Annotated in this window: 10 protein-coding genes; 8 read left to right on the forward strand and 2 right to left on the reverse strand. The window is 42.9% G+C overall.

The features are described from left to right. The first annotated feature begins 212 nt into the window (after positions 1-212). The 7 genes from O8C68_02390 to O8C68_02420 all read left to right on the forward strand — a co-directional run bounded on the left by O8C68_02390 (position 213) and on the right by O8C68_02420 (position 16,006). A complete protein-coding gene (locus O8C68_02390; protein ID MCZ7394651.1) occupies positions 213-5,063 on the forward strand; it encodes a VWA domain-containing protein in 4,851 nt (1,616 codons plus the stop codon). Positions 5,064-5,189: 126 nt separating this feature from the next. Continuing rightward, positions 5,190-7,613: a hypothetical protein gene (locus tag O8C68_02395; GenBank protein ID MCZ7394652.1), complete on the forward strand. Its 2,424-nt coding sequence runs from the start codon at positions 5,190-5,192 to the stop codon at positions 7,611-7,613. Between the two features lie 57 nt (positions 7,614-7,670). Continuing rightward, a complete protein-coding gene (locus O8C68_02400; protein MCZ7394653.1) occupies positions 7,671-8,429 on the forward strand; it encodes a hypothetical protein in 759 nt (252 codons plus the stop codon). Positions 8,430-8,572: 143 nt separating this feature from the next. Next, on the forward strand, positions 8,573-11,314 hold the full coding sequence (locus tag O8C68_02405; protein MCZ7394654.1) for a hypothetical protein: 2,742 nt from the start codon (positions 8,573-8,575) through the stop codon (positions 11,312-11,314). A gap of 256 nt (positions 11,315-11,570) precedes the next feature. Continuing rightward, positions 11,571-14,729, forward strand: coding sequence for a glycosyl hydrolase family 18 protein (locus O8C68_02410; protein MCZ7394655.1), 3,159 nt, complete (start codon positions 11,571-11,573; stop codon positions 14,727-14,729). Between the two features lie 389 nt (positions 14,730-15,118). Then, positions 15,119-15,733, forward strand: a complete 615-nt coding sequence (locus tag O8C68_02415; protein MCZ7394656.1) for an MFS transporter — start codon at positions 15,119-15,121, stop codon at positions 15,731-15,733. Between the two features lie 27 nt (positions 15,734-15,760). Further along, a complete protein-coding gene (locus tag O8C68_02420; GenBank protein ID MCZ7394657.1) occupies positions 15,761-16,006 on the forward strand; it encodes a hypothetical protein in 246 nt (81 codons plus the stop codon). A 318-nt stretch (positions 16,007-16,324) separates the two neighbouring features. On the opposite strand, the gene O8C68_02425 is transcribed toward O8C68_02420, so the two are convergent. Further along, positions 16,325-16,876, reverse strand: a complete 552-nt coding sequence (locus O8C68_02425; GenBank protein ID MCZ7394658.1) for a hypothetical protein — start codon at positions 16,874-16,876, stop codon at positions 16,325-16,327. A gap of 45 nt (positions 16,877-16,921) precedes the next feature. Beyond that, positions 16,922-19,027, reverse strand: a complete 2,106-nt coding sequence (locus O8C68_02430) for a HEAT repeat domain-containing protein (GenBank protein MCZ7394659.1) — start codon at positions 19,025-19,027, stop codon at positions 16,922-16,924. 371 nt (positions 19,028-19,398) lie between these two features. Here O8C68_02430 and O8C68_02435 point away from each other — a divergent pair, with 371 nt between their 5' ends. Beyond that, positions 19,399-21,528, forward strand: a complete 2,130-nt coding sequence (locus O8C68_02435; GenBank protein MCZ7394660.1) for an FCD domain-containing protein — start codon at positions 19,399-19,401, stop codon at positions 21,526-21,528. The last annotated feature ends 500 nt before the right edge of the window (positions 21,529-22,028 follow it).

Here is a 22,028-nt window from a genome sequence, read left to right on the forward strand (position 1 = left end):
CACTCTAACAAAATAATTTTGCATAGTTTTGCCAAACTTCACTAAATTATAATTAACTGATTTATATTTTTATACATGATAAGTTTTATATAGAGTTATGGTCATACTCATTATCACCATAAGGATTGCCAATACGTGTAAACCGTCTATAGTGTAACAAATCATTAATTAGAAAGGATGGTTTAGCTCCTTTGGTGCATGGAGGAATAAGAATGAGGAACGGTGGAATAAATCTAATACGAAAATTTTTAGTCGTTTGCATACTTGCATCTCTAATTATTATACTTCCTGGCGCAAGTGCAGCTGACACACCAGGTAGATCATCGGATAAAACCGGCTCGACTACCGCTCAAAGTGCGGTCAATTCATTTGGTGGGGAGACGCAGATTTCTACTTCGACATCGACGTATGACACCTATACGTATACGCACAGTGACATCCTGATATTTAGCTATACGGATGCTACACAATTCCAGGTGTACAATAATGCTTCTGTACTTCTCTGGAGTGGGACAATCAACAATGGAGGACATCAGGGATTAACAGCCTACAGCTATGGGTTAACAAAAGGGACATATAGGATAAAAGGGACAAATCCATACAGCGTGATTGTTGGCGACGAACTAAGCTCCTATGTCATGGGATATTACGCAATGGATAATAACGGGAAAAGCTTGAGCACCAAATTTTACACATATCAGGTGGATATTAGTTCATGGACAGGCTCCAATTACACCAATTTTATCGTCTTTGCCTATAATGATTCCACCTCAGTGCTGATTTCCAACACAGTGACAGGTGCAACTATCTGGTCAGGAGTACTAAATGCCGGTCAGCGTCATGCTGAGCCAACATTAAGCAATGTGTATATCACAGTTACTGCCTCTAATCCAGTCTCTGCACTGAGCTATAGCGACCAGGGGTTCTACGTTCCTGCATCGAGCGGCACATTCATGGGCCAGAAGTTCTACACATGGGTAGGTACTTCAGGCGGTTGGACAGAGGACCTTGACATCATCGCATACAGTGATGGTACTACGGCAACTGTTACAAATACCGACACAGGTGCCTTAATATATAGTGGCACATTGAATGCCGGCAATGTTACATCGATACCATTCAACACTGCACAATATCTGACAATTACAACAAGCAAGGATGTAAATGTCGGAGTAATACCTTATTCCAGCTGGAGCGGGAATTACGCCTATTCCGTTCATGCGATGGATACATCCGGAACAGGAATCGGAACATTGTTTTACTATCCTGCGATTTTAGGCGGAAAACTGGTAATTTTCTCTTTTAGTGATAATGCATTGATCACGGTGACCAATTCAGCCGGGGCAGTCTGGAGCGGATATCTGAATAAAGGCAATTTTCATATAGTTGTTCCTTCAACTAAGGACATATACAAAATCGTCGGCACCAACCCCATCTCGGTGGTATATGACAATCAAGACGTGGCAGGGGGGGAATTTGCACCGCAGTATTTTGCTGCACCAACTACACCAACCATAGCATTGAACCAGCCAAATGGCGGCGAAACCTGGACAGTAGGCTCCAGTCAAAATATCACATGGGTAGCATCTGGCGGGAATGGGTCTCTTACCGTCAGCCTGTATTATTCCACAACAGGATTAAACGGCACATATGCTCCAATCGCAACCGGACTTTCAAATACCGGCTCATATGCCTGGACTGTACCAAACGCTCCTTCAACAAATGTTTTTGTAAAGGCAGTGGTGGCTGATTCAGTCGGGAATGTAGCCAGCGATGTAAACAATGCAGCATTTACAATCCAGTCTGCAACTACCAGCCAGCTTACAGTCACGATAAACCAGATAGACAATAGTTCATTCAGCACGATCAAGGCATATGTCACTGTAGCAAACCAGAATGGTGCATCCATCACAGGATTAACAGCATCTAACTTCGCAGTTACCGAGAGTTCTACATGTACGCCGTCGATATCTGTTACTCCGGTTTCATCCACAGGAATACCAGCTTCAATTGCCATGACTGTCGATTATAGCGGAAGTATGAGCGCAGCCAGCATTGCGGCTGAAAAGACAGGATTGACAAATTTCATTAATTTAGGCGCTGCAAATGATAGGTTTGCCATCCTCAAGTTCGCAACTTCAGTAGACGTCGTCCAGAATTTCACAAGCAACAAGACGCTGCTTTTGAACATGGTAAACAGTATGCCAAACTTTTCAGAAGGTAATACTGCGCTCTATGACTCTATATATAATGCGGTCACGCTAACAAAAACAGAAGCAAACCGCAAAGCTATAATAGCGTTTACCGATGGCTTTAGCAATGCTGATGTTCACACATTGACAGAAACGATAAACTACGCCAAAGCCAATAACATACCTGTCTATACAATCGGTTTGGGGGCAAGCGTTGCTACTAGCGTACTTCAGCAGATTGCTACTGAAACGGGCGGAAAATTCTATTATTCGCCGTCCGAGAACCAACTTGCAGACATCTATGTACAAATATCACAGAATCTAGCCAATCAGTACCAGATTACCTATCAGACATGCAATCCCAGCAACGATGGTACACTCAGGAATGTTCAGGTGACTGCTACCTATTCTGGGCTTACCGGCTCTGATAGCGGTGGATACTATGCACCGTCTCAGCAAAACTCGGTCGCAGTTACTCTAATAACACCAACATCTGGACCTGTAGGAACTGCAGTCTCGATTGGCGGCAGTGGTTTTGTTTCGGGTTCCACGGTTAAATTCGGTAGTGTAAACGCCACGTCAAGCGTTATATCATCTACCATCATCCAGGCAATCGTGCCAACACTGTCGGCAGGAACATACGACGTAAAAGTCACCAATCCTGACGGGGGCTTTGGTATACTTTCAAAAGCTTTTACAGTGACCGGGATGTCGGTAACCGCAATCACACCTAATGTGGGCATCATCAACACTCCCACAAACATCGTTATTACAGGGTCGGGATTCAAATCAGGAGCCTCGGTAACTGTTGGCAGCGTCAGCGCTACATCGGTCGTTGTGGTAAGTACCACAAAAATAACAGCAACAATACCAACGCTTTCAGCAGGGACTTATAATGTAGTTGTTACAAACACGGACGGTCTGAGCGCCACTCTCACCAATGGATTCACAGTCTCTTCGTCATCTGGATTCTTCGATAATATTGAATCCGGCACAAACGGCTGGGTTGCAACCGGGTTCTGGCACAGGGAATATAAAGCAGACCAGTACTTTGTCAAAATTCCAGATATCAATCCCACGCTTGTTACGTTGCCTGACACAGGAGAACTGCCACCCGCATTCAGCGGCAATTATGTCTGGTGGTATGGCGAAAACTCAACAGGCACGTACTGTGGCTCTGACTATAAATTAATCACTCAAACATCCAAGAACGGATGCACATCTAACGGACCTAATCAAGGCACACTAACCTCGCCTGCAATCAATCTTGCGTCTGTTAATAAGGCCACGCTTTCGTTCATGACTTGGTGGGAGGTTGAAGGAGTGGATACCAATGCGTTCGATAGGATGTTCATTGACATCTCCACGGATAATGGTACTACCTATACTCAACTCGGCAGTCTCAACCCGCTCAACGACCCCAAAGCTGCCGCTTTTATGCCTTATAGTTCAGGCGGTCTTGACCTGCCTGGTGTGTGGTACAAGGTAACCATGGATATCAGTAACTACACAGGCAAGAGCCAGGTTAAGGTTCGATTCAGGTTCAATACAGTAGACAGCTTATACAACGGCTTCCGCGGCTGGCTTATAGATGACGTCAGCGTAGGCTTACTGGGTGCGAACCCGCCAGCAATCGTGGTAATAGCACCTGACACAGGGCCAGTTGGCTCCATATTCACCATAGGAGGCACTGGCTTTGATAAGAGTTCTGTAGTCACGGTCGGTGGAGTTACAGCGGTTTCAAGTGCGATTTCAGATACTATAATTCAGGTATTCGTACCAAGTCTTTCCACTGGAACCTATGATGTGGCCGTTACTAATCCAGACGGTCAGAGCACAACAGTATCCAACGGTTTCACAGTAACCACCACACTTCCCCCGACAGTACTTGGAATATCGCCTAGCACCAGTGTCTCTTCCGCGACTGTCAACGTAGCCATCACAGGGACGAATTTCATCACTGGTGCCACTGCACAGATAGGAACAAAGAGCCTTACCAATGTAGCTGTCGTCAGCTCAACAAAGATAACAGGGACGATTGATACTACTGGTCTTACCATAGGTTCCTATAAGGTCACAGTGACAAACCCGGATGGTCAGTTCGGCGCACTGGTAGGTGCTTTCACAGTTACTGGCGCACCTGCACTCGTATCGTCAATCGCACCAAGCAGCCGGGTCGCACAGGTTGGAAGCAGTATAACACTGCTTATCTCTGTAATTAACTATGGTACCGACTACGCACAGGATGTCCAGCTTACACAGCACACAACTTTGCCAGTAATTATTAACTTCAAGACCTGGGACGGCTTGACGAAATTCGGCGTACCCAATGCTAAAGCAACAATCAAACCTAACAACGGCGTGGCATTCTTCGTGCTTGACATAACTCCGACATCCTCATTCCCGGCAAGCAGCATGACCTTCGATATAAAGACTACAAATGGCACAACAGTATCTGCCCCGATTACACTGGTTAATACATTCACGCTCGCCGCGACCAGTTCGCCGTCTGCAGATATCGTCATGATATCCACCACAACAGACGTCTCAGCCAGTGTAAATGTAGCGGGAGCGTTTGCGATTGCGACCTCCAACGTTGGAAATGCAGCGGCTGCAAATGTATCCCTCGTTGTTGATGCAGGTACCATGCCGCTTGTAGTATCAGGAAAACAGACCAACCCGACAACAGGCGCGATCATAGGTGATGCCAAGAACATAGCGATAGGTGTTGGAGAGCAGCCCACGTTTGCGGTGTTCTACACTCCGACCGGTGCTATTGCCAATGATCCTGGCAATAACAGGATCATGATCAAACTTGTGGACGGCAGCGGAAACATACTTGGTTCGCAGTCTGTGTCGATACACACTTAGAATAAATTTAGGGAATGTTCAATCATTCCCTTGTATCTTTTTGGATATTTGCCCCGCATATTAAAGCGCCAAAACCCAACATAGATTATATGTAAAAATGCAGCAATACTCGAATGATGGTCAAATATGGTCGTAGTAAGAACTCATGGAGGGCGTGCCCTCAGAATCGTGGTTGGAATAACGGTAATCGCGAGCATATTGCTGGCGGGCGGCGCAGTCGCGGCGCTTTCTGAAGAAGGAACAGGCAACGACCACTCTGTCCAGAAGACCTCGGGTGGTCACGCAGATTCGTATGGGGCTATTCCAGGCGCTCCCTGGTCAGTCAAAGGTTCGAGCGATGCAAAAACATTCCCTCCGGTTTCCGGACCTGTCTTAATTCCATCAAATACCACATATGAACCGCTTTCAGGTGGTATTGCGAATGAAGTGACCCCTAACTTTACCCTTAACGTGGGAATAATCGACACCGGTACCGGTATCAACACTGCAAATGTGATTGCAGATGTCTCAAGCGTCAGCACGCTGGGTACGGTCTTGATGGATTTAAACGGGTCGTACGCAGGGGTTGGGCAAATAACCTATTTCAATAAAACTGTAAAAGTTGATAAAGTTGTCAGGGGAATATTCAATGTAACAGTAACGGCATACGATACTTCTGGAGTTTCCGGTACAACAAATCTTATCGTTATAGCTTTTATGTATCCCGGGGTAAAGGTAATAGGATATAATTCATCCAAGAACGTTCCTGCTCATCCTTCGAATGCATCCATGTTCTATAACAACAGTCCTGTGGAGATAATCGTCAACACCATCGATAAAATTCATTATTCCAGCGTGACAGCAAATTTCTTCGAAGCAGACGGCTCAATTCCTCTTGAATCTAATAACTCCGGGGTTTTATTACCCGACGGCAATTATTCTTACAGGATTACTCATACACTGGGGATTATCCCGACTCAGGATGCAAGGATTGTGTGGATAAATGTAACAATGTCTACGCCTTATGGTCCTGTTACCATTCCCAAAATAGGCGCACTGGTAGTTGTTTCAAATATCAATCCGAGAGAGCATTTCAATACCGATCTTGGAGGCAGTACCACCAACTTCCGCGATATACCCGACTATAGCGCTGCTTACCTTGTATTTGAACCTTATAATGGTTCGAACAGAATTGCCACCCTTAAATTTAATGAGCCAATTAATCTGACTGATTATACAACTTCTATGAATCTTAAAAATCTCGGAGAAATGCTGAAGATGTCTGGGAAATCCATGAACCTCAATGCCACTGCCGATGCCTTGAGGGAATTTAATAAAGCAGCCACTCTCAGTATCTATAATCTGACCGCATTCACAGTAAGTCCGGCTATTCTGCAGGATGGAGTGTTGATAGTTCCATCCGAAAAGACGTCAGGAGGCGCAGTCGTAAATCTTAGCTGGGACAATTCGACACACACCCTATCATTCGATGTTTCGCACTGGACTGAGTACTCATGGGATGGAGAGCCTCCCACGGTATATCCTGGTGCTGTAGGTTATCCAGCCGGTCAGACGACAGTTAGGAGCGGTCAATCAATAACATTAAGCGCTGCAATTATGGATTTATTTAGCGGTGTAAAAAATGCTACAGTTAATGCCGCATCAATAGGTGCAGGGACTGTTGTTTTAAATAATGTGAGCGGTAACTGGATGAATAGCAGTGTGGCGGTAAATGCTTCGGATGGAACATATAATCTGAATATCAGCGCTTACGATAAAGCAGGCAACTTAAACAATACAGCGCAGATAAGAGTTATTGTGGTCAATACATTAACACTACCTGCACTGGTATCTTCCATAACCCCGAACAGCAGGAATGCGCAGGTAGGCACGCCAGTAACGATATTCATGTCAGTGATCAATGGCGGAACAGCAACAGCAACTGGTGTGAGTGTAGCACAGGCATCCGGTTTGCCCGTCACAATAAGTTATCAGCAGTGGAACGGCACTGCTTTCACAGGTTCATCGAACACACCGGTGGACATAGCTGCAGGCGGCACGGCTAACTTTGTGCTGACAATCAATGCAACAGCAGCGTTCAGCAGTTCGCCGATGACATTCAATGTATCTGGCACTAATGCAGCACAGGCTCCGATCAGTGGAGTAAACACGCTGACCATCTCAGCAAGTATAATGCCCAGTGCGGATGTTATCATGATGTCCACGTCACTGGCTGTAAGTACAGCAGTTAATACACCTGCTGTGTTTGCAGTAGCGACAGCAAACGTTGGGGGAGCCAATGCAACTGGTGTAAGTTTGGTATTGAGCGTGCCGACGTCGATAACAGGACTGGTAACTCAGGTGAACCAGACCAATCCAACAACTGGAGCCATTATAGGTCCAGCAACTGGATTGACCATTAACGCGGGCGCTCAGCCGACCTTTGCAGTGTTCCTGACGCCAACTGTAGCAATAGCCAACGACCCGGCAAACAACAGGATTACGCTTCAACTGGTAGATGGCAGCGGGAAGATAATCGGAGCGCAGTCAGTGGCGGTATCAACGACGTAGGAAAATATATGTCTACGAAAGTAAAACCTTATCAAGATTAACACTATGTGATTAGTTATGCCGAAAATAATAACCGGGATGTTTTTGTTGTTGCTGAGTGTATCCATAGTTTTTGCCCAACAAGAATCCGGTCAGGCGATAACTGGAACTGGAACGATAGGTCCACCCAGTAAAACATTAAATGTAGCAGTTCCAAGCTATATAATTAATATTTCCAATAATTATATAAAGTCTTTCGTTGGCAGTGATTATTTCGATAAGCATTTAGCTATTACAGACAACAAAACTTTTCAATCTGGAACAGGCGAGATATCCTACAGTGTTTCTTATTCATACGACATACCTTCAGCTTATTTAGCAAGTCCAGGAACAAGTTATGTTTCAGTATCCTTAGATAAAGATGGAAATATAACAGATTACCTTGGTCCAAAGAAACCGCATACATTTTCAATAACGAAAGAACAGGTAATAGAGAAGGCAAAGGAGAACGGTCTAAAAGAACCTATAGTTGCGGAAATAGATAGGGTATTAAAAAGTAATTCTACAGATGGATACGTTTGGGTAGTAACGGGTGCCATTGACAAAACAACCTGCAGATATATTGGTGGAACACAAGAGTGTTTGATACCAGGAATATATGTGGATGTTGATGATGGCTCCGTTATAAGCGGATTTAATAGTAGTAGTCTCATACTTAAACCAGGCCCCGCCACTTCTGCCGAGAGCATTTCCGTTGTAATCATAGGAATTATAGTACTTTTGGCAATCATTTTCATTTTGTTGTATAAATTCAAATTAAAAAAAATAAATGGTTAAAAATGTTAAGACAAAGAAAAATTAAAAATATTGAGTTGATTGTGATAGCATTAGGGTCGCTTATTATTTTTTTGGCATCAACTCAAGGGGTCTTTAGTCAACAAAATACCGATAATGAACTTGCTTCAATACCATCAGGAACGATGCAAGCAATGATAGCCAATATAACGGCGCCAGAATCTGGTAACATAAAGTTTTTAGCTGAACTTCCAGCAGTGAGTCCTGAAGAGCAAAAACACCGTTTAGAAATGCTGAACAAAACTCATCTATCTGGACAGCCGATTCTTCAAGAAAAAGCACCAGTAGGCCCTTCGGGTAAAGAGACCGATATTGTAAATACTAAGTTTGCTCCACTTTCATCTTCTCCTGGTACCTTTACAATATTCAACAACAGTGCCCTTGGAGCTTCTGCACTATCAAAATCCACTGTAAATGAACCAAGCGTTGCGAACAGTGGCAATTATGTATTTTACACAGGCAACTGGTATGCAGCACGCTCTGTGGATGGAGGTTCGACATTCAGTTACGTGAATCCCTTCGCAGACATGCCTACATTTTGCTGCGACCAGGATGTAATATATGAGCAGAGCCGCGACATATTTATCTGGTACAGGCAAGGCATACAAAATGCTAACGGGGTTAACTATTTCAGGTTGGGAATATCCAACGACAAAGGTGCAACATGGGTTTTCTATAACGTTTATCCTACCAATATCAATAGCACATGGACTAATCAGTGGTGGGATTATCCTCAACTGGCTCTAAGCAACAACTATCTCTACATTGCATCCAATATATTTGACCAAACAGATTCATTTACCCGTACCATCACTCTGCGTTTTCCTCTGGATGACTTGAAGAACCATGCGTCTTTAAGTTACAACTATATCTCCGATAATAGTCATTTTACATTTGCACCTGCACAGGGCGCCACAAGTATAATGTATTGGGGGACTCACCATACAAATAGTGTTTTCCGTCTGTATAGCTGGGATGAGAGTTCGACAAGTGCCAATTATTACGATAGGACAATTACTACATGGACGACCACAACTAAGGGTTCTGCCATCTGCCCAGGACCCGATGGATATAACTGGTGTGCTCGTACAGACAGTAGGGTTTTATCAGGCTGGGTTGCCAATGGAACAATTGGATTCTTCTGGAATGTAAAGCAGGGAAACGGATTCCCCTATCCTTACATTGAAGCAGCCACTTTCAAAGAAAGCGATAAGAGTTATGTTGGTCGTCCATCGATATGGAGTCCTAACTTCGCGTACCAATACGGTGCTGCTGCTCCTGATAGCCGTGGTCACCTCGGCATTTCGGTATTCTGGGGAGGAGGGAGTTACTATCCAAGCCATGCAGTTGGAATCGTTGACAGTTACAGCGGGGCTCCACCACCGTGGGAACTTATGACTACAAATGTAGGGACGAATGGACCTAATAATACAGCATCTTCGGATCCTCATGGGTGGGGTGATTATGTCAGGGTAAGATCGTATAATCCATCCGGTCTATTATGGATTGCCACTGGATACACTTTGCAGGGAGGCAGCAGTGGGAGCTTTGCTGACCCACGTTACATCATATTTGGCAGGGCAAGAGATGATCCTTTCAATTTTACACTGTCCATATCTGCAACTCCAACCTCAGTAACAGTTGGTGTGCCTACAAGCGTGATTTTCGCGGTAACCAGTGTGGGTGTGAATATCAGTGGCGCAACAGTTACCTTGAACGGTAATGCAACCGGGAGCGGCATCACTGATACTGATGGCAATGGAACCATCAGCGTTAATGCCACAGGTGCGGGCACAATAACCGCAACCGCAAGCAAGACTGGCTACACAAGCGCAAGCACAACCATAACTGCAAATGCGCCAGCAGTAACCCCGGTACCATCCGTCATCGGATATGCCCCATCCTCCCCGGTCAGTGATACTGCAGGAGCAACCAGGACATTCAACATCACAGTGAACCAAACCTTGAATGTAACATGGACAATCAACGGAACAACCGTGCAGACCAACAATAGCGTAACTGCAGCCTCCTATACCAATACAAGTGCGGCAGCAGGAGCCTGGAACGTAACTGCAACAGCAACCAACATTAATGGAACTGCTACGCAGTTGTGGACATGGGTAGTTACAGGAACCCCGGCAGTGGTCTCCTCCATAACCCCGAACAGCAGGAATGCGCAGGTAGGCACTCCAGTTACGATATTCATGTCAGTAATCAACGGGGGAACAGGAACAGCGACTGGTGTGAGTATAGCACAGGCATCCGGTTTGCCTGTAACTGTAAGCTATCAGCAATGGAATGGCACTGCGTTCACAGGTTCGCCAAACACCTCAGTTGACATACCATCAGGTAGTACTGCTAACTTTGTGCTAAGCATCAATGCAACAGCAACATTCAACAGTTCGTCAATGACATTCAACGTGTCCAGCACCAACGGTGCAACTGCTCCGATAAGCGGAGTTAACACTTTGACCATCTCAGCAAGTACAGTGCCCACTGCTGATATTATCATGATGGCGACAGGTACCCTGGATTATAGGACAGGAGTTGGCACACCAACAGCCTTTGCAGTAGCTACATCGAATGTTGGCACAGCCAATGCAACCGGTGTAAGCTTCACTGTGCAAGTACCGTCTTCGATAACAGGACTGGCATATCAGGTGAACGAGACCAATCCTGACGGCAGCATTAAGGGCCCTGCTACAGGATTAACCATTGCAGTGGGTGCTCAGCCTACCTTTGCGGTGTTCCTGACGCCGACGCAGCCGATAGCCTATGATCCTGCAAACAACAGGATAATGCTAGAACTCATGGATGTTAACGGGAAGATAATCGGAGCGCAGTCGGTGGCGGTATCCACGACGTAGGAAAAAATATTTTGCTCTCTTATTCGATGCACCATCTGGGAAAGGAGTCATTGTCAGAGAAGGCATTTCCAGAATAAAGGCCACTTTTGCCGGGACGCAGCTCGGGATGGGGATTTGGAACAATAATAATTAATTTAAATTGATGAATTCGAAAGATTTTAATACTTTCGAGTTTTACTAATACTTAATTAGATAGCGTGCCTGCTCAAAAAACGCATCAAATGGTGGTCGCCACGCAAACTGGATGGGTGGAAAAATGGGATCGGATAATATTCAGAGAGGGTGTGCCCTCAGAATTGTAGTTGTAACAACGGCGCTGATAATCTCATTGTTTGCAGGTGGTATAGCCTCAGCAGCTACGCCCGATCTTACTGTTACTTCGATGAGCTTTACTCCTTCCTCAGCCACCACAGGGCAAAGCATCTCGGTTACTTTCACAATCAAGAACCAGGGAGGTTCTTCATCGGGTGCTTTCTATAACCGGATTTCATTGGGGACTTCAGCGTATGGTACCACATACTCCCTTGGTAATTTTTATATGAGTTCATTAGCTGCCGGAGCTTCCAATACAGTTACCGTCACGACAAACGCAATTCCGGCTTCGGTTCCTGCTGGAAGCTATTATGTAACAGTGTTTACAGATAGCAATCAGGGGATAACCGAGTCTAATGAAAACAACAACATTGGAAGCAGCGATCCGAATAAAATTACAGTGTCACAATCTACACCTGACCTTACTGTTACTTCAGTGAGCATTGGTACTTCTTCTGCCACTACAGGACAGACTTTCTCAGTGACTTATACCATAAAGAATATAGGAGGAGCAGCATCGGGTTCTTTCTCAAACCGGATTTCACTTGGGACTTCAGTGTATGGCACAACTTATTCTCTGGGCGATTTTTCGATGGGTTCATTAGCTGCCGGAGCTTCCAATACAGTCACCGTCACGACAAACGCAATTCCGGCTTCGGTTCCTGCTGGAAGCTATTATGTAACAGTGTTTACAGATAGCAATCAGGGGATAACCGAGTCTAATGAAAACAACAACATTGGAAGCAGCGATCCGAATAAAATTACAATCTTCACGCCTGTAGCAATTGAAAATAATTTGTCTAAATTGATATACGCTTTCTGGCCTTACTGGACAGATCCATCTTCCTACCAGCCGGACTGGAAAGGGCTTACTCATGTGGCGTATCATTCATGGAATGCAAAGAGTGATGGTACGCTTGTTGCGCCAATAGACATAAACAGGTATAATGCTGTTAAAAATGTCGCACGCCAGAATGGGGTAAAAGTGATCATATCCGTCACAAGCTTCGATGCCGTCACGATGGACAGCATATTTGCTTACCATAGAGAGAATCTTGCAAATAATATCCTGTATGCCATGCAGACGTACGGAGCAGATGGAGTAAATATAGATTTCGAGTTTCCTAATCCTACAAACACCTATACTCATACTTCAAATTCTGCTTTATTTGAGGAGTTCATGCAAATCCTCTATACCAAACTCAAATCGGCAAATCTGGATTCTCATATATCCATTGACGTATCTGGCGGGGTAGAAGGAGTTTATCGTAATGGTAATCTTGCGCAATATGTTGATGCTATTTTCCTAATGGGATATGATTATCACTGGTCTAAGGACACTACAACAGGGGCAGTATCTCCTTATAATGCTTATAATGATCCATATCAATTGGATGTAGATTACTCTGTGAATCTATTAAAAAAGTATTATCCATCGAGTAAAATAATATTGGGATTACCTCTTTATGGTTATGATTGGCCTTCTTCATCTAGTGAACAAGGAGCAAGCACAATTGGAAATGGCGCTACCGTCCAAATGAAAAACGCCATTGCGAATGCGCAGACATATGGTAGACTCTGGGATTCTAATTCAAACACACCATGGTACAGATACAAGTTAGGTGACACATGGCATCAAACCTGGTACGATGACGATGAATCCCTCGGTTTAAAACTCGATTATGTAAACTCCGAAAATATTGGAGGTGCAGGCTTCTGGGCTCTGGGGTATGAAGGTAATAATGCGAACATCTGGAATGTAGTAAAATCAGCTTTCTCAGCAGGGCCAACCCCAACTCCAACACCGACTTCAACACCCACAGCCAACGTCAGCATCTCAGGTTTCTCTTTCCAGCCGCAAACCATAAATGTAGCCCCAGGAACTTCAGTTACCTGGACTAATCTGGACTCGACACTGCATACAGTCACCAGCGATACCGGACTATTCGATTCAGGCTCTCTTTCTAATGGCCAGACCTTTTCCCGAACATTCAACGTTGCTGGAAATTATGATTATCACTGTAACTTTCATTCTTTCATGACAGGAAGAGTAGCCGTTTCCTCTGCGGCTGTCACACCAACCCCCACTCCAAGTCCTACACCCACTCCCACCCCAACTCCAACAATCTCAGTTATCCTCATAACACCATCTTCCGGACCTGTTGGGGCTGCAGTTTCGATAGGCGGCAGTGGTTTTGTTTCTGGTGCTACAGTGAAATTTGGTAATGTAACAGCAACATCGAGCGTTGTCACATCTACCATCATCAGTGCGATAGTGCCAACGCTGTCGGCAGGAACATACGACGTAAAAGTCACCAATCCTGATGGGAGCTTTGGTGTACTTCCAAATGCCTTTACAGTTACAGGTGCACCCGCACTTGTTGCCTCAATCGCACCCAGCAGTCGTGTAGCGCAGGTTGGAAGCAGTGTGACATTGCTTGTATCTGTAGTTAACTACGGTTCCAACTATGCACAGGATGTCCAGATCACACAGCACACAAGTCTGCCAGTGAATATTAACTTCAAAACATGGGATGGTCTTACGAACTTCGGCCAGGTCAATGCTAAAGCCACAATCAAACCCGGCAATGGCGTGGCATTCTTTGTGCTTGATATAACTCCGACATCCTCATTCCCAGCCAGCAGCGTGACCTTTGATATAAAGACCACAAACGGTACAATAGTATCTGCCCCAATCACACAGGTAAATACTTTCACGCTCGCTGCGAGCAATACACCCTCTGCGGATATCGTTATGATGTCCACCACAACAGATGTCTCAGCCAGTATAAATGTCCCAGGAGCGTTTGCAATCGCAACCTCCAACGTTGGAAATGCAGCGGGTGCAAATGTTTCTCTTGTGGTTGATGCAGGTACCATGCCGATTGCAGTGCAGGGAAAACAGACCAACCCGACAACCGGCGCGATCATCGGTAATGCACAAAATATAACGATAGGTATCGGAGGGCAGCCTACGTTTGCGGTATTCTACACTCCGACCGGAGCTATTGCCAATGACCCCGGAAATAACAGGATAAAGATCAAACTTGTGGACAGCAGCGGAAATATACTCGGTTCGCAGTCTGTAGCGATACACACGTAAATATAAGGAATGTTCCTACATTCCCTTTCTGCCTTTTTTTCAAACCATCTTTATGGTTCTTTGGCTCATTATGATATGAGAAATATCGGGAAATAGAGAGAAATTGCAGAGATAAAGACAACGCTTGCCAGGATGCAGGAAGCAGGATAGCGCAGCCACAATTATATAATTAATTTTAATTGATGATTTCGTAAGATTCTTATACTTTCGAGGTTTAAGCACTCTGGCGGTCTTGCGCCAACAAATGGTTTTCTTGTGGGTTTCAGAGCCATACAGGCAATAGGCGGAATGCTGGGCATCGTGCTTGGCGGTATGCTGATCACATTCATAGGCTGACGTTTCATATTTTTCATAAATGTGCCAATAGGTATTGTAGCTTTTTGCTTGGAATGAAATACCTGGAGGATAACCCGAAAGTCAATGCGAAGTTAGACCTAACAGGTATGCTGCTTCAGGGCTCAGCGCTCTCTTTCTTATGTTACGGGGCAGTAGATTTTGCTTCTGCAGGATTAAGCAGTTTCAATATCCTGCTTATGTTTGCGGGCACAGTTGCAGTTGTAGCCTTTTTATACTGGGAAGCAATAATTGTGTTCCCCGCGGTTGACCTACACACCTTCAAGAACAAGGTGCACACTGCTTCCATTTTTGCATCCTTCTTTCAAAGCCTTGGGTTTTTGTCGGTAACATTCTTAATTATCATGTATATTCAAAGTATCAAGGGTTTGGATCCGTTTACAGCATCATTGAAGTTAACACCCGGTTATATTATCAGCAGCTTTCTCTTGCCATACATGGGCAGGCTTTCAGACAGGTTCGGTGCCAGAGAAATCCCAACAGTGGGTATAGTGCTCATGTGTTTTGCGATACTGATGTATATGACCCTGACAATCTCAAGTAATTACTATACCATAATTTTAGCCTCAATAATCACTGGAATCGGAGGTGCTATGTTCTGGCCGGCAAACAGCAGCGCAGTGATATCAAATGCACAGCATCAACATTAAGGGAGCATCTCGGGTTTGCTCCGGCTTATGACCAACACAGGAACACTCGGCAGCTTCGTTATTACAATAACAGCAGCCACCGTAGCAATACCGCGGAGCACAGCCTTCTCAGTTTTCATAGGAACATCAAAGCTTATCGGTGGTGTATCAATTGCATTCCTTTCAGGGATTCATGCAGCGCTGTTGACGTGTCTCGTAATCCTTATAATTGCAGGAATTTTGTCTTTAGCAAGAGGGAAGGAAGAAAGACAATCAAAAAGGGATTACCCATAAGATTTCAAAGCTTGCTGTCTTTTTAGCCGATTAATAGAGCGTAGAAGTTCAGTATTCCCCTGCGCTTGGCAACATTTGCGGCGGTTTCTCCTTGCCTGCTGCTATGACATCATCTATTCTCATAGATTTCTCCATTTTAGGCGGGATAAAATTCCCCAGGTGACAATCTGGAAAAAAATTCCAGAATTAAAGGCTATTCTTAAAACGGAGGAATGGTTAATGATAAGATATGAGAAGGCTTCCGGCAGAGCTTGCGCTCACTCTAATGGATTTTGAATCAACAGGCTTTAAAGAGTAAGAATACTCCTATCTAAGTTTTTAGAAATCAAGTGGCTTAACAAGATATTCCCTCAGTTTAATGTCAAAAAATCTATTTGAAGAATTCGCTTTAATGATAACAGCAGTATCTGCTCCCCTGTCTGTTCCAGCCACTGCAATAACATCTGAGAATGGAATAAGTCCTGCATCCGCACTCATAGCTACGATCTCAACAACCACTTTTGTCCCCTGACCAAAGATTCTCAGGGTATCAGCTACTGTCTGTTCATAAGATTGAGAGCCTCTTTCCTTAAGTGCAGTACCAAGACCTCTTAAAACCATAGTCCCGGTGTGAACCTTTCCACCCATATTCTCGATTTTCTTTTTTATTTCCGGGTCAAACGTTTGGAGATCCGGCTCTCTAATTCCTGTATTATGCGTAACCACTACAAGATTTATTCCTGTGCCTTTCAACATCTCAGCAGCAGCAAGTGCTGTATCTCCAAATGTTGATGCCACAACTATCTGATTTATTCCACGCTTTAATGCCTCTTCTTTAGCAATTTGCAAAGTTTTTTGGGTATTCTCTTTTCCTGCTTTTTCAAAATACATCTTGTTCACCTTTTCAAATTGTAACCATGACCTTAATTTCAATGTCTACGATATAATTTCTGCCACCAGTTCATCTTTCTTATTTCGAATAAGATAATCTTTTATTTTTTTTGCCAGTCTTAATGGAAGGGTTGCCAATTTAATTAAACTTTTTTCATTGATTTTTTCTAAATCCTCTTTTAATCCTGAATAAGAGATTTCTTGCAAAGGAATAGTGATGACATGCTGCAAACCTGTTCCATGGAATTCAGCCCCAACAGTTATAGTAAGTTCTTCACTGATTCCCGGCTTTAAGGAGACAATCATTTCATTAAGTTTTTTATCAAAATTTTCAATAATTTTCACAATACTTCTTTGAGATGAGAATTTACTTAAAATTATATTAATTAAATTAATTTTCTCTTCAACAATCGGTTCATCTTTTGCTATCTTTAATAAATCACATGCCTCCCCCTTCTCTTCTTCAGGCATCTTGGTGCAGATAGATGACAATAAAATCTGCATAGTATCTATTGCTTTATAAAGTGCTATAGGATTGTCAACTTTTAAAAGATTCTGCCCTTCTTTATTCACTTTGTTCCCCAAATCTTCAAATGGGGTACCCTGTGTCTCTTTACACAGTGCCTCTGCCTTCTCCTGTATCTCCGCTATTATCCCCTTAATAATCGGCAGTCCCTTCCTGATCAACCTCGATGCACCCGGCGCTTTCTCCTCCGTTGTATCAAGCAGTTCGCAGGCGCGGTCGCAGTACCGCCTGTATGCGTTGAGGTCGGATTTCATGTCGTTAAAATCCCGCACCTTCTGCGCCTCTTTCAGCGCATTTCCCAGGTTCTCAACAGCTTCGAGAAGTTTTTCCCTGCCTTCTGAACTGCCGACTGCACTTCTTGCTTCATTAAGATATTCCTGGACTTTAGCCTCTGCATTGTCCTTCTCAAAAATAATTGCATGTAACGATCTGTAAAATGGAAGACAAAATCTGGCAGGCTGTGAATATATTTCTTCGTTTGATGATTTCTCAAAAAATTCCAGAGCTTTTTCTAATTCTTTTCTGAATTTCTCTATATCCTCTGCTTCTGTTGCCTTATAAATATATACTCTCCCCAGTGAATGGTTGGCATATGCTCGCACAATACTATATTTGTCATTTGTCAGGGAAAGCAGGTCCTTCGCTGCCTGATCTCTATCTGTGAGGTGAACAAAGGCGGAACCAAGGGCAAATGCTACACCGCTTCGCACATTCCAGTTCTCGTCCTTTGTCAGGGTTAACAGGTCTTTCGTTGCCTGGTCTTTATCAGTGACGTGAACAAAGGCGGAATCAAGGGCTTCTGCTGCTGTCTTTCGCACATCCCAGTTCTCGTCCTTTGTCAGGGCAAGCAGGTCATTCCATGCCTGATCTTTATCAGTGATGTTAGCAAAGGCGGAACCAAGGGCTTCTGCTGCATTCCTTCGTACAAAGCTGTCGGTATCATTTGTCAAATTTATCAGGTTTTTGGTTGCCTGATCTTTATCTGTGAGGTGGGCAAAGGCGGAACCAAGGGCATATGCCACCCCACTTCGCACATCCCAGTTCTCATCCTTTGTCAGGGTTAGCAGGTCTTTCGTTGCCTGATCTTTATCTGTGATGTTAGCAAAGGCGGAACCAAGGGCATATGCCACACCACTTCGCACATCCCAGTTCTCATCCTTTGTCAGGGTTAGCAGGTCTTTCGTTGCCTGATCTTTATCTGTGAGGTGGACAAAGGCAGAACCAAGGGCTTCTGCTGAAACACTTCGCACATCCCAATTCTCATCCTTTGTCAGGGCTAGCATGTCCATCCATGCCTGATCTTTATCAGTGATGTTAGCAAAGGCGGAACCTAGTGCTTCTGCTGCTGTCTTTCGCACAGAGCTTTCTTTATCTTTTGTAAGGATTAGCATGTCCTTCCATGCCTGATCTTTATCAGTGAGGCAAGCAAAGGCGGAACCAAGGGCTTCTGCTGCTGTCTTTCGCACAGAGCTTTCTTTATCTCTTGTAAGGGTTAGCAGGTCTTTCGTTGCTTGATATTTATCAGTGAGAGTTGAGAATTTCTTCTTGAGTTCATGCAGTGCTACTATGCGATCATACACATTCCCACTCTTCACCATCCTGTGAATTTCAGGTTCAGTAACCAAACTCCATCACCTATTAATCTGATAGAACCATCAAAATTCTTTCTAAATATTTAAGTTATATATTTTCTGATAATAAGAAACCCATGTACAACTATATAAATGCATATGATTCTAATAGTGAGATGCTAATAATAATAAGTTATAAGAAACCAATTGATGAGGAGAAGAAAGATTGTACCAAGAAGGACTTTGGCTCAATAATATTACGAAGACATGTCATTCGACGGCAATATGAAATTAACAACCATGCTCGATAGAGAAAATGATGATATTTTTCAAGAATTCTTTAATATTGTCAGTAAAGAACATCGCAACGAATTCGATTTTTATGTGAATTTGCCTAAATATGTTAGAAGAAGAGAGGTTATCTTATGAATGGATTTAGCATAGATCCTGATGAAATCAATTATCTTTTAGATAAGGGAAAATCAGAACTTAAGAATGTTGACAAAGTTCTTGAGAAGGCGCAAAAATTAAAGGAGCTGGATGAACTAGAAATTGCTTCACTTCTCCATATAGATCCAAACACCAATAATAAAGATTTTCATAATCTGTTGAAAACTGCAAAGTGTGTCAGGAACGATGCGCTTGGACATCAAATAAATCTAATGGTTCCGCTTTACATTACAAATTATTGTATAAACAAATGTCCTTATTGTGCATTTAATAGTAATAATGACAGCCACAGCAGAACCCGTTTATTTTTTGACCAATATTGTAAGGAAATTGATTATTTGACGGAAGAAAATAGTTTTAGAACAATAGAATTGGTTTTCTCAGACGACCCGAAAATTGGCACAAAAGAAATGAAGGAATATATAAGATATTTGAAAAATAAACTAAAGCAGAAAGAAGGTGGAGGGATGATTGGTTTAAACTCTCCTCCTTTATCGAAGGAGAGTTATAGTTCGTTGAAGAGTGTGGGTTTAGACAGTGTGCTTTCATGGCAAGAAACATATCACAAGAAAACATACGACGAGCTTCATAAAGAGTGTGTTTCAAAAAAAGATTATCAGTCCAGGTTAGAAACTCAAGAAAGAATATGTAATAGTGGAATAAGAAATGTGGGGATTGGTGTGTTGCTCGGATTATATGATTTCAAATTCGATATCATGGCATTGATCAAACATGGATTGTTTTTAAGAAATAAATTCAACTGCTTTCCGATATTTGGGATACCTCGTTTGAAAACAGCTAATAAAATGACATTCCAGCCAAAGCATGAATATCAGGTCTCTGATAACCACTTGAAGCTTATCACTGCAATTCTTAGACTGGCATTCCCATATTCACATATTTTCATAAGTACAAGAGAAAAAAAAGAGATGATAATAGAATTGTTGAATGATGGTGGAGGATCTATCACGGCGGCTCTTTGTAGCGTAGCTCCGGGTTATATTTCCTCTAAGAATTGCGAATTGAGTCAATTCGATGTTTTTTCATACAAACCCGCTGAAATGGAACAAGATTTAGTTAGAAATGGGTTTATTCCTACATATAATCCTCCCTTTTTTGATCAGATTAGTTTGAAACGATTAATTACTGAGATATTCGAGGGGAATGCAGTTTTATTTATTGGTTCCGGATTAACAGACATTATCATGAATCGTGGCGGTAATTCCTCGATTTATGAAAAGATTGCAGATATTTTAACTATCAAAAATTCTATCACAACGAATGATGATTGCATTTTAGAAGATGCGATCAAAAAGCGTAGAGGAAGAATTAATCTAATTCAAGAAGATAAAGACATGTTGGAGATGAAATCTGATACAACAATTTACAAAATACATGGTTCCTTTGATAGAGATTATATTATCTTCAATAAACTCGAGGAGCTTTTTTTCATAAAAACCATTTTATTTGTTGGATATAGTCTGGATGATGATAAGATTAATAATATTATAAAAGATACCAATCGGCATTTAGAGAACAAGGTTCAGTTCTATGCCATTATGAGAGATCCAACAGAATTTGAACTTAATTTTTGGGAGAGTAATAATACTATAATTTTTAACATAGATATCAATCACTTCTTCGATATTTTAACTGAAAAACTCCGAACAGATTATAGAAAAGATATCTGCACTTTTGAAGCGATTTGGGAAGTCCGCAAACAGATGGAGTTGAGTTCAGTAAGACTAGCAGCAAAATATAGAGATACTCGGAACATAGAGGCTCTAAAGACCATTTTAGGAGAATTTGAAAAAGCTCTAGGAGATGAAAAAGCAAAGGAGAAGGATATATGGGAGTATGATTTTGACTTCCATGTGGGGATATCTGTCGCAAGTGGAAACAGTCTATTCTATGATATTTGCAGATTGTTATATAGATCATTATCTCCGCTAAGCAGACAAGTTCAATCTTTTGAGACTTTACGCCAACACAGCAAAATATTGGATGCTATCATCGACAAAGATGAAGAAAGAGCAATTAAACACATGGAAGCTCATATCGATTATGTAAGGAGTGTCTGGGAACAAGGATTTAATGCTAGGTGATTATCCTTCCAATATCCTCAAGTGTACGGTCAACGATCTTATGGGATTCAGGTTCATGCATCTCAGCAACCTAATCCTTTCAAATAACCGATTCGGGTGTTTCCCACATTCATTATCTCTCATAACTATATTTTCAAGGCATATTAATTTCTTTAGCAAATATTCTTGTCTCTGTGATAAACCCATTCTGACACAAAATAAATAGATTTTCGGTTCTGTCAAGTCTTAGTCAGCTAAAAAAGAAGCGCTTCGTTCGATATGTCAATCGATACTGATTTAATAAATTATATAATATTAGCAACCCAAGACTTGACAGTACCCTGAGAAGAAATTAATAAATACTCAAAAACCAGTTACATGATGTGATAACACGGGTTCTTATCACAATTTAACAATAGATAAAAGGAGGAACAAATGGTAACTTTACAAGCAACTGGGACGGTACGCGGTGTGTTTTTCAGCCTGGGAACCACACCGGCAACCAGCGATCCCAAATTTGA

The organism is Candidatus Methanoperedens sp. (assembly GCA_027460525.1).
GTDB lineage: Archaea > Halobacteriota > Methanosarcinia > Methanosarcinales > Methanoperedenaceae > Methanoperedens.

Bases quoted from the DNA above. Each gene is read 5' to 3' on its own strand.
- O8C68_02405 (MCZ7394654.1), top strand. From the start codon at position 8,573: ATGCAAGCAATGATAGCCAATATAACGGCGCCAGAATCTGGTAACATA.
- O8C68_02395 (MCZ7394652.1), top strand. From the start codon at position 5,190: ATGGTCGTAGTAAGAACTCATGGAGGGCGTGCCCTCAGAATCGTGGTT.
- O8C68_02435 (MCZ7394660.1), top strand. From the start codon at position 19,399: ATGAATGGATTTAGCATAGATCCTGATGAAATCAATTATCTTTTAGAT.
- O8C68_02415 (MCZ7394656.1), top strand. From the start codon at position 15,119: ATGAAATACCTGGAGGATAACCCGAAAGTCAATGCGAAGTTAGACCTA.
- O8C68_02390 (MCZ7394651.1), top strand. From the start codon at position 213: ATGAGGAACGGTGGAATAAATCTAATACGAAAATTTTTAGTCGTTTGC.
- O8C68_02425 (MCZ7394658.1), bottom strand. From the start codon at position 16,876: ATGTATTTTGAAAAAGCAGGAAAAGAGAATACCCAAAAAACTTTGCAA.
- O8C68_02410 (MCZ7394655.1), top strand. From the start codon at position 11,571: ATGGGATCGGATAATATTCAGAGAGGGTGTGCCCTCAGAATTGTAGTT.
- O8C68_02420 (MCZ7394657.1), top strand. From the start codon at position 15,761: ATGACCAACACAGGAACACTCGGCAGCTTCGTTATTACAATAACAGCA.
- O8C68_02400 (MCZ7394653.1), top strand. From the start codon at position 7,671: ATGCCGAAAATAATAACCGGGATGTTTTTGTTGTTGCTGAGTGTATCC.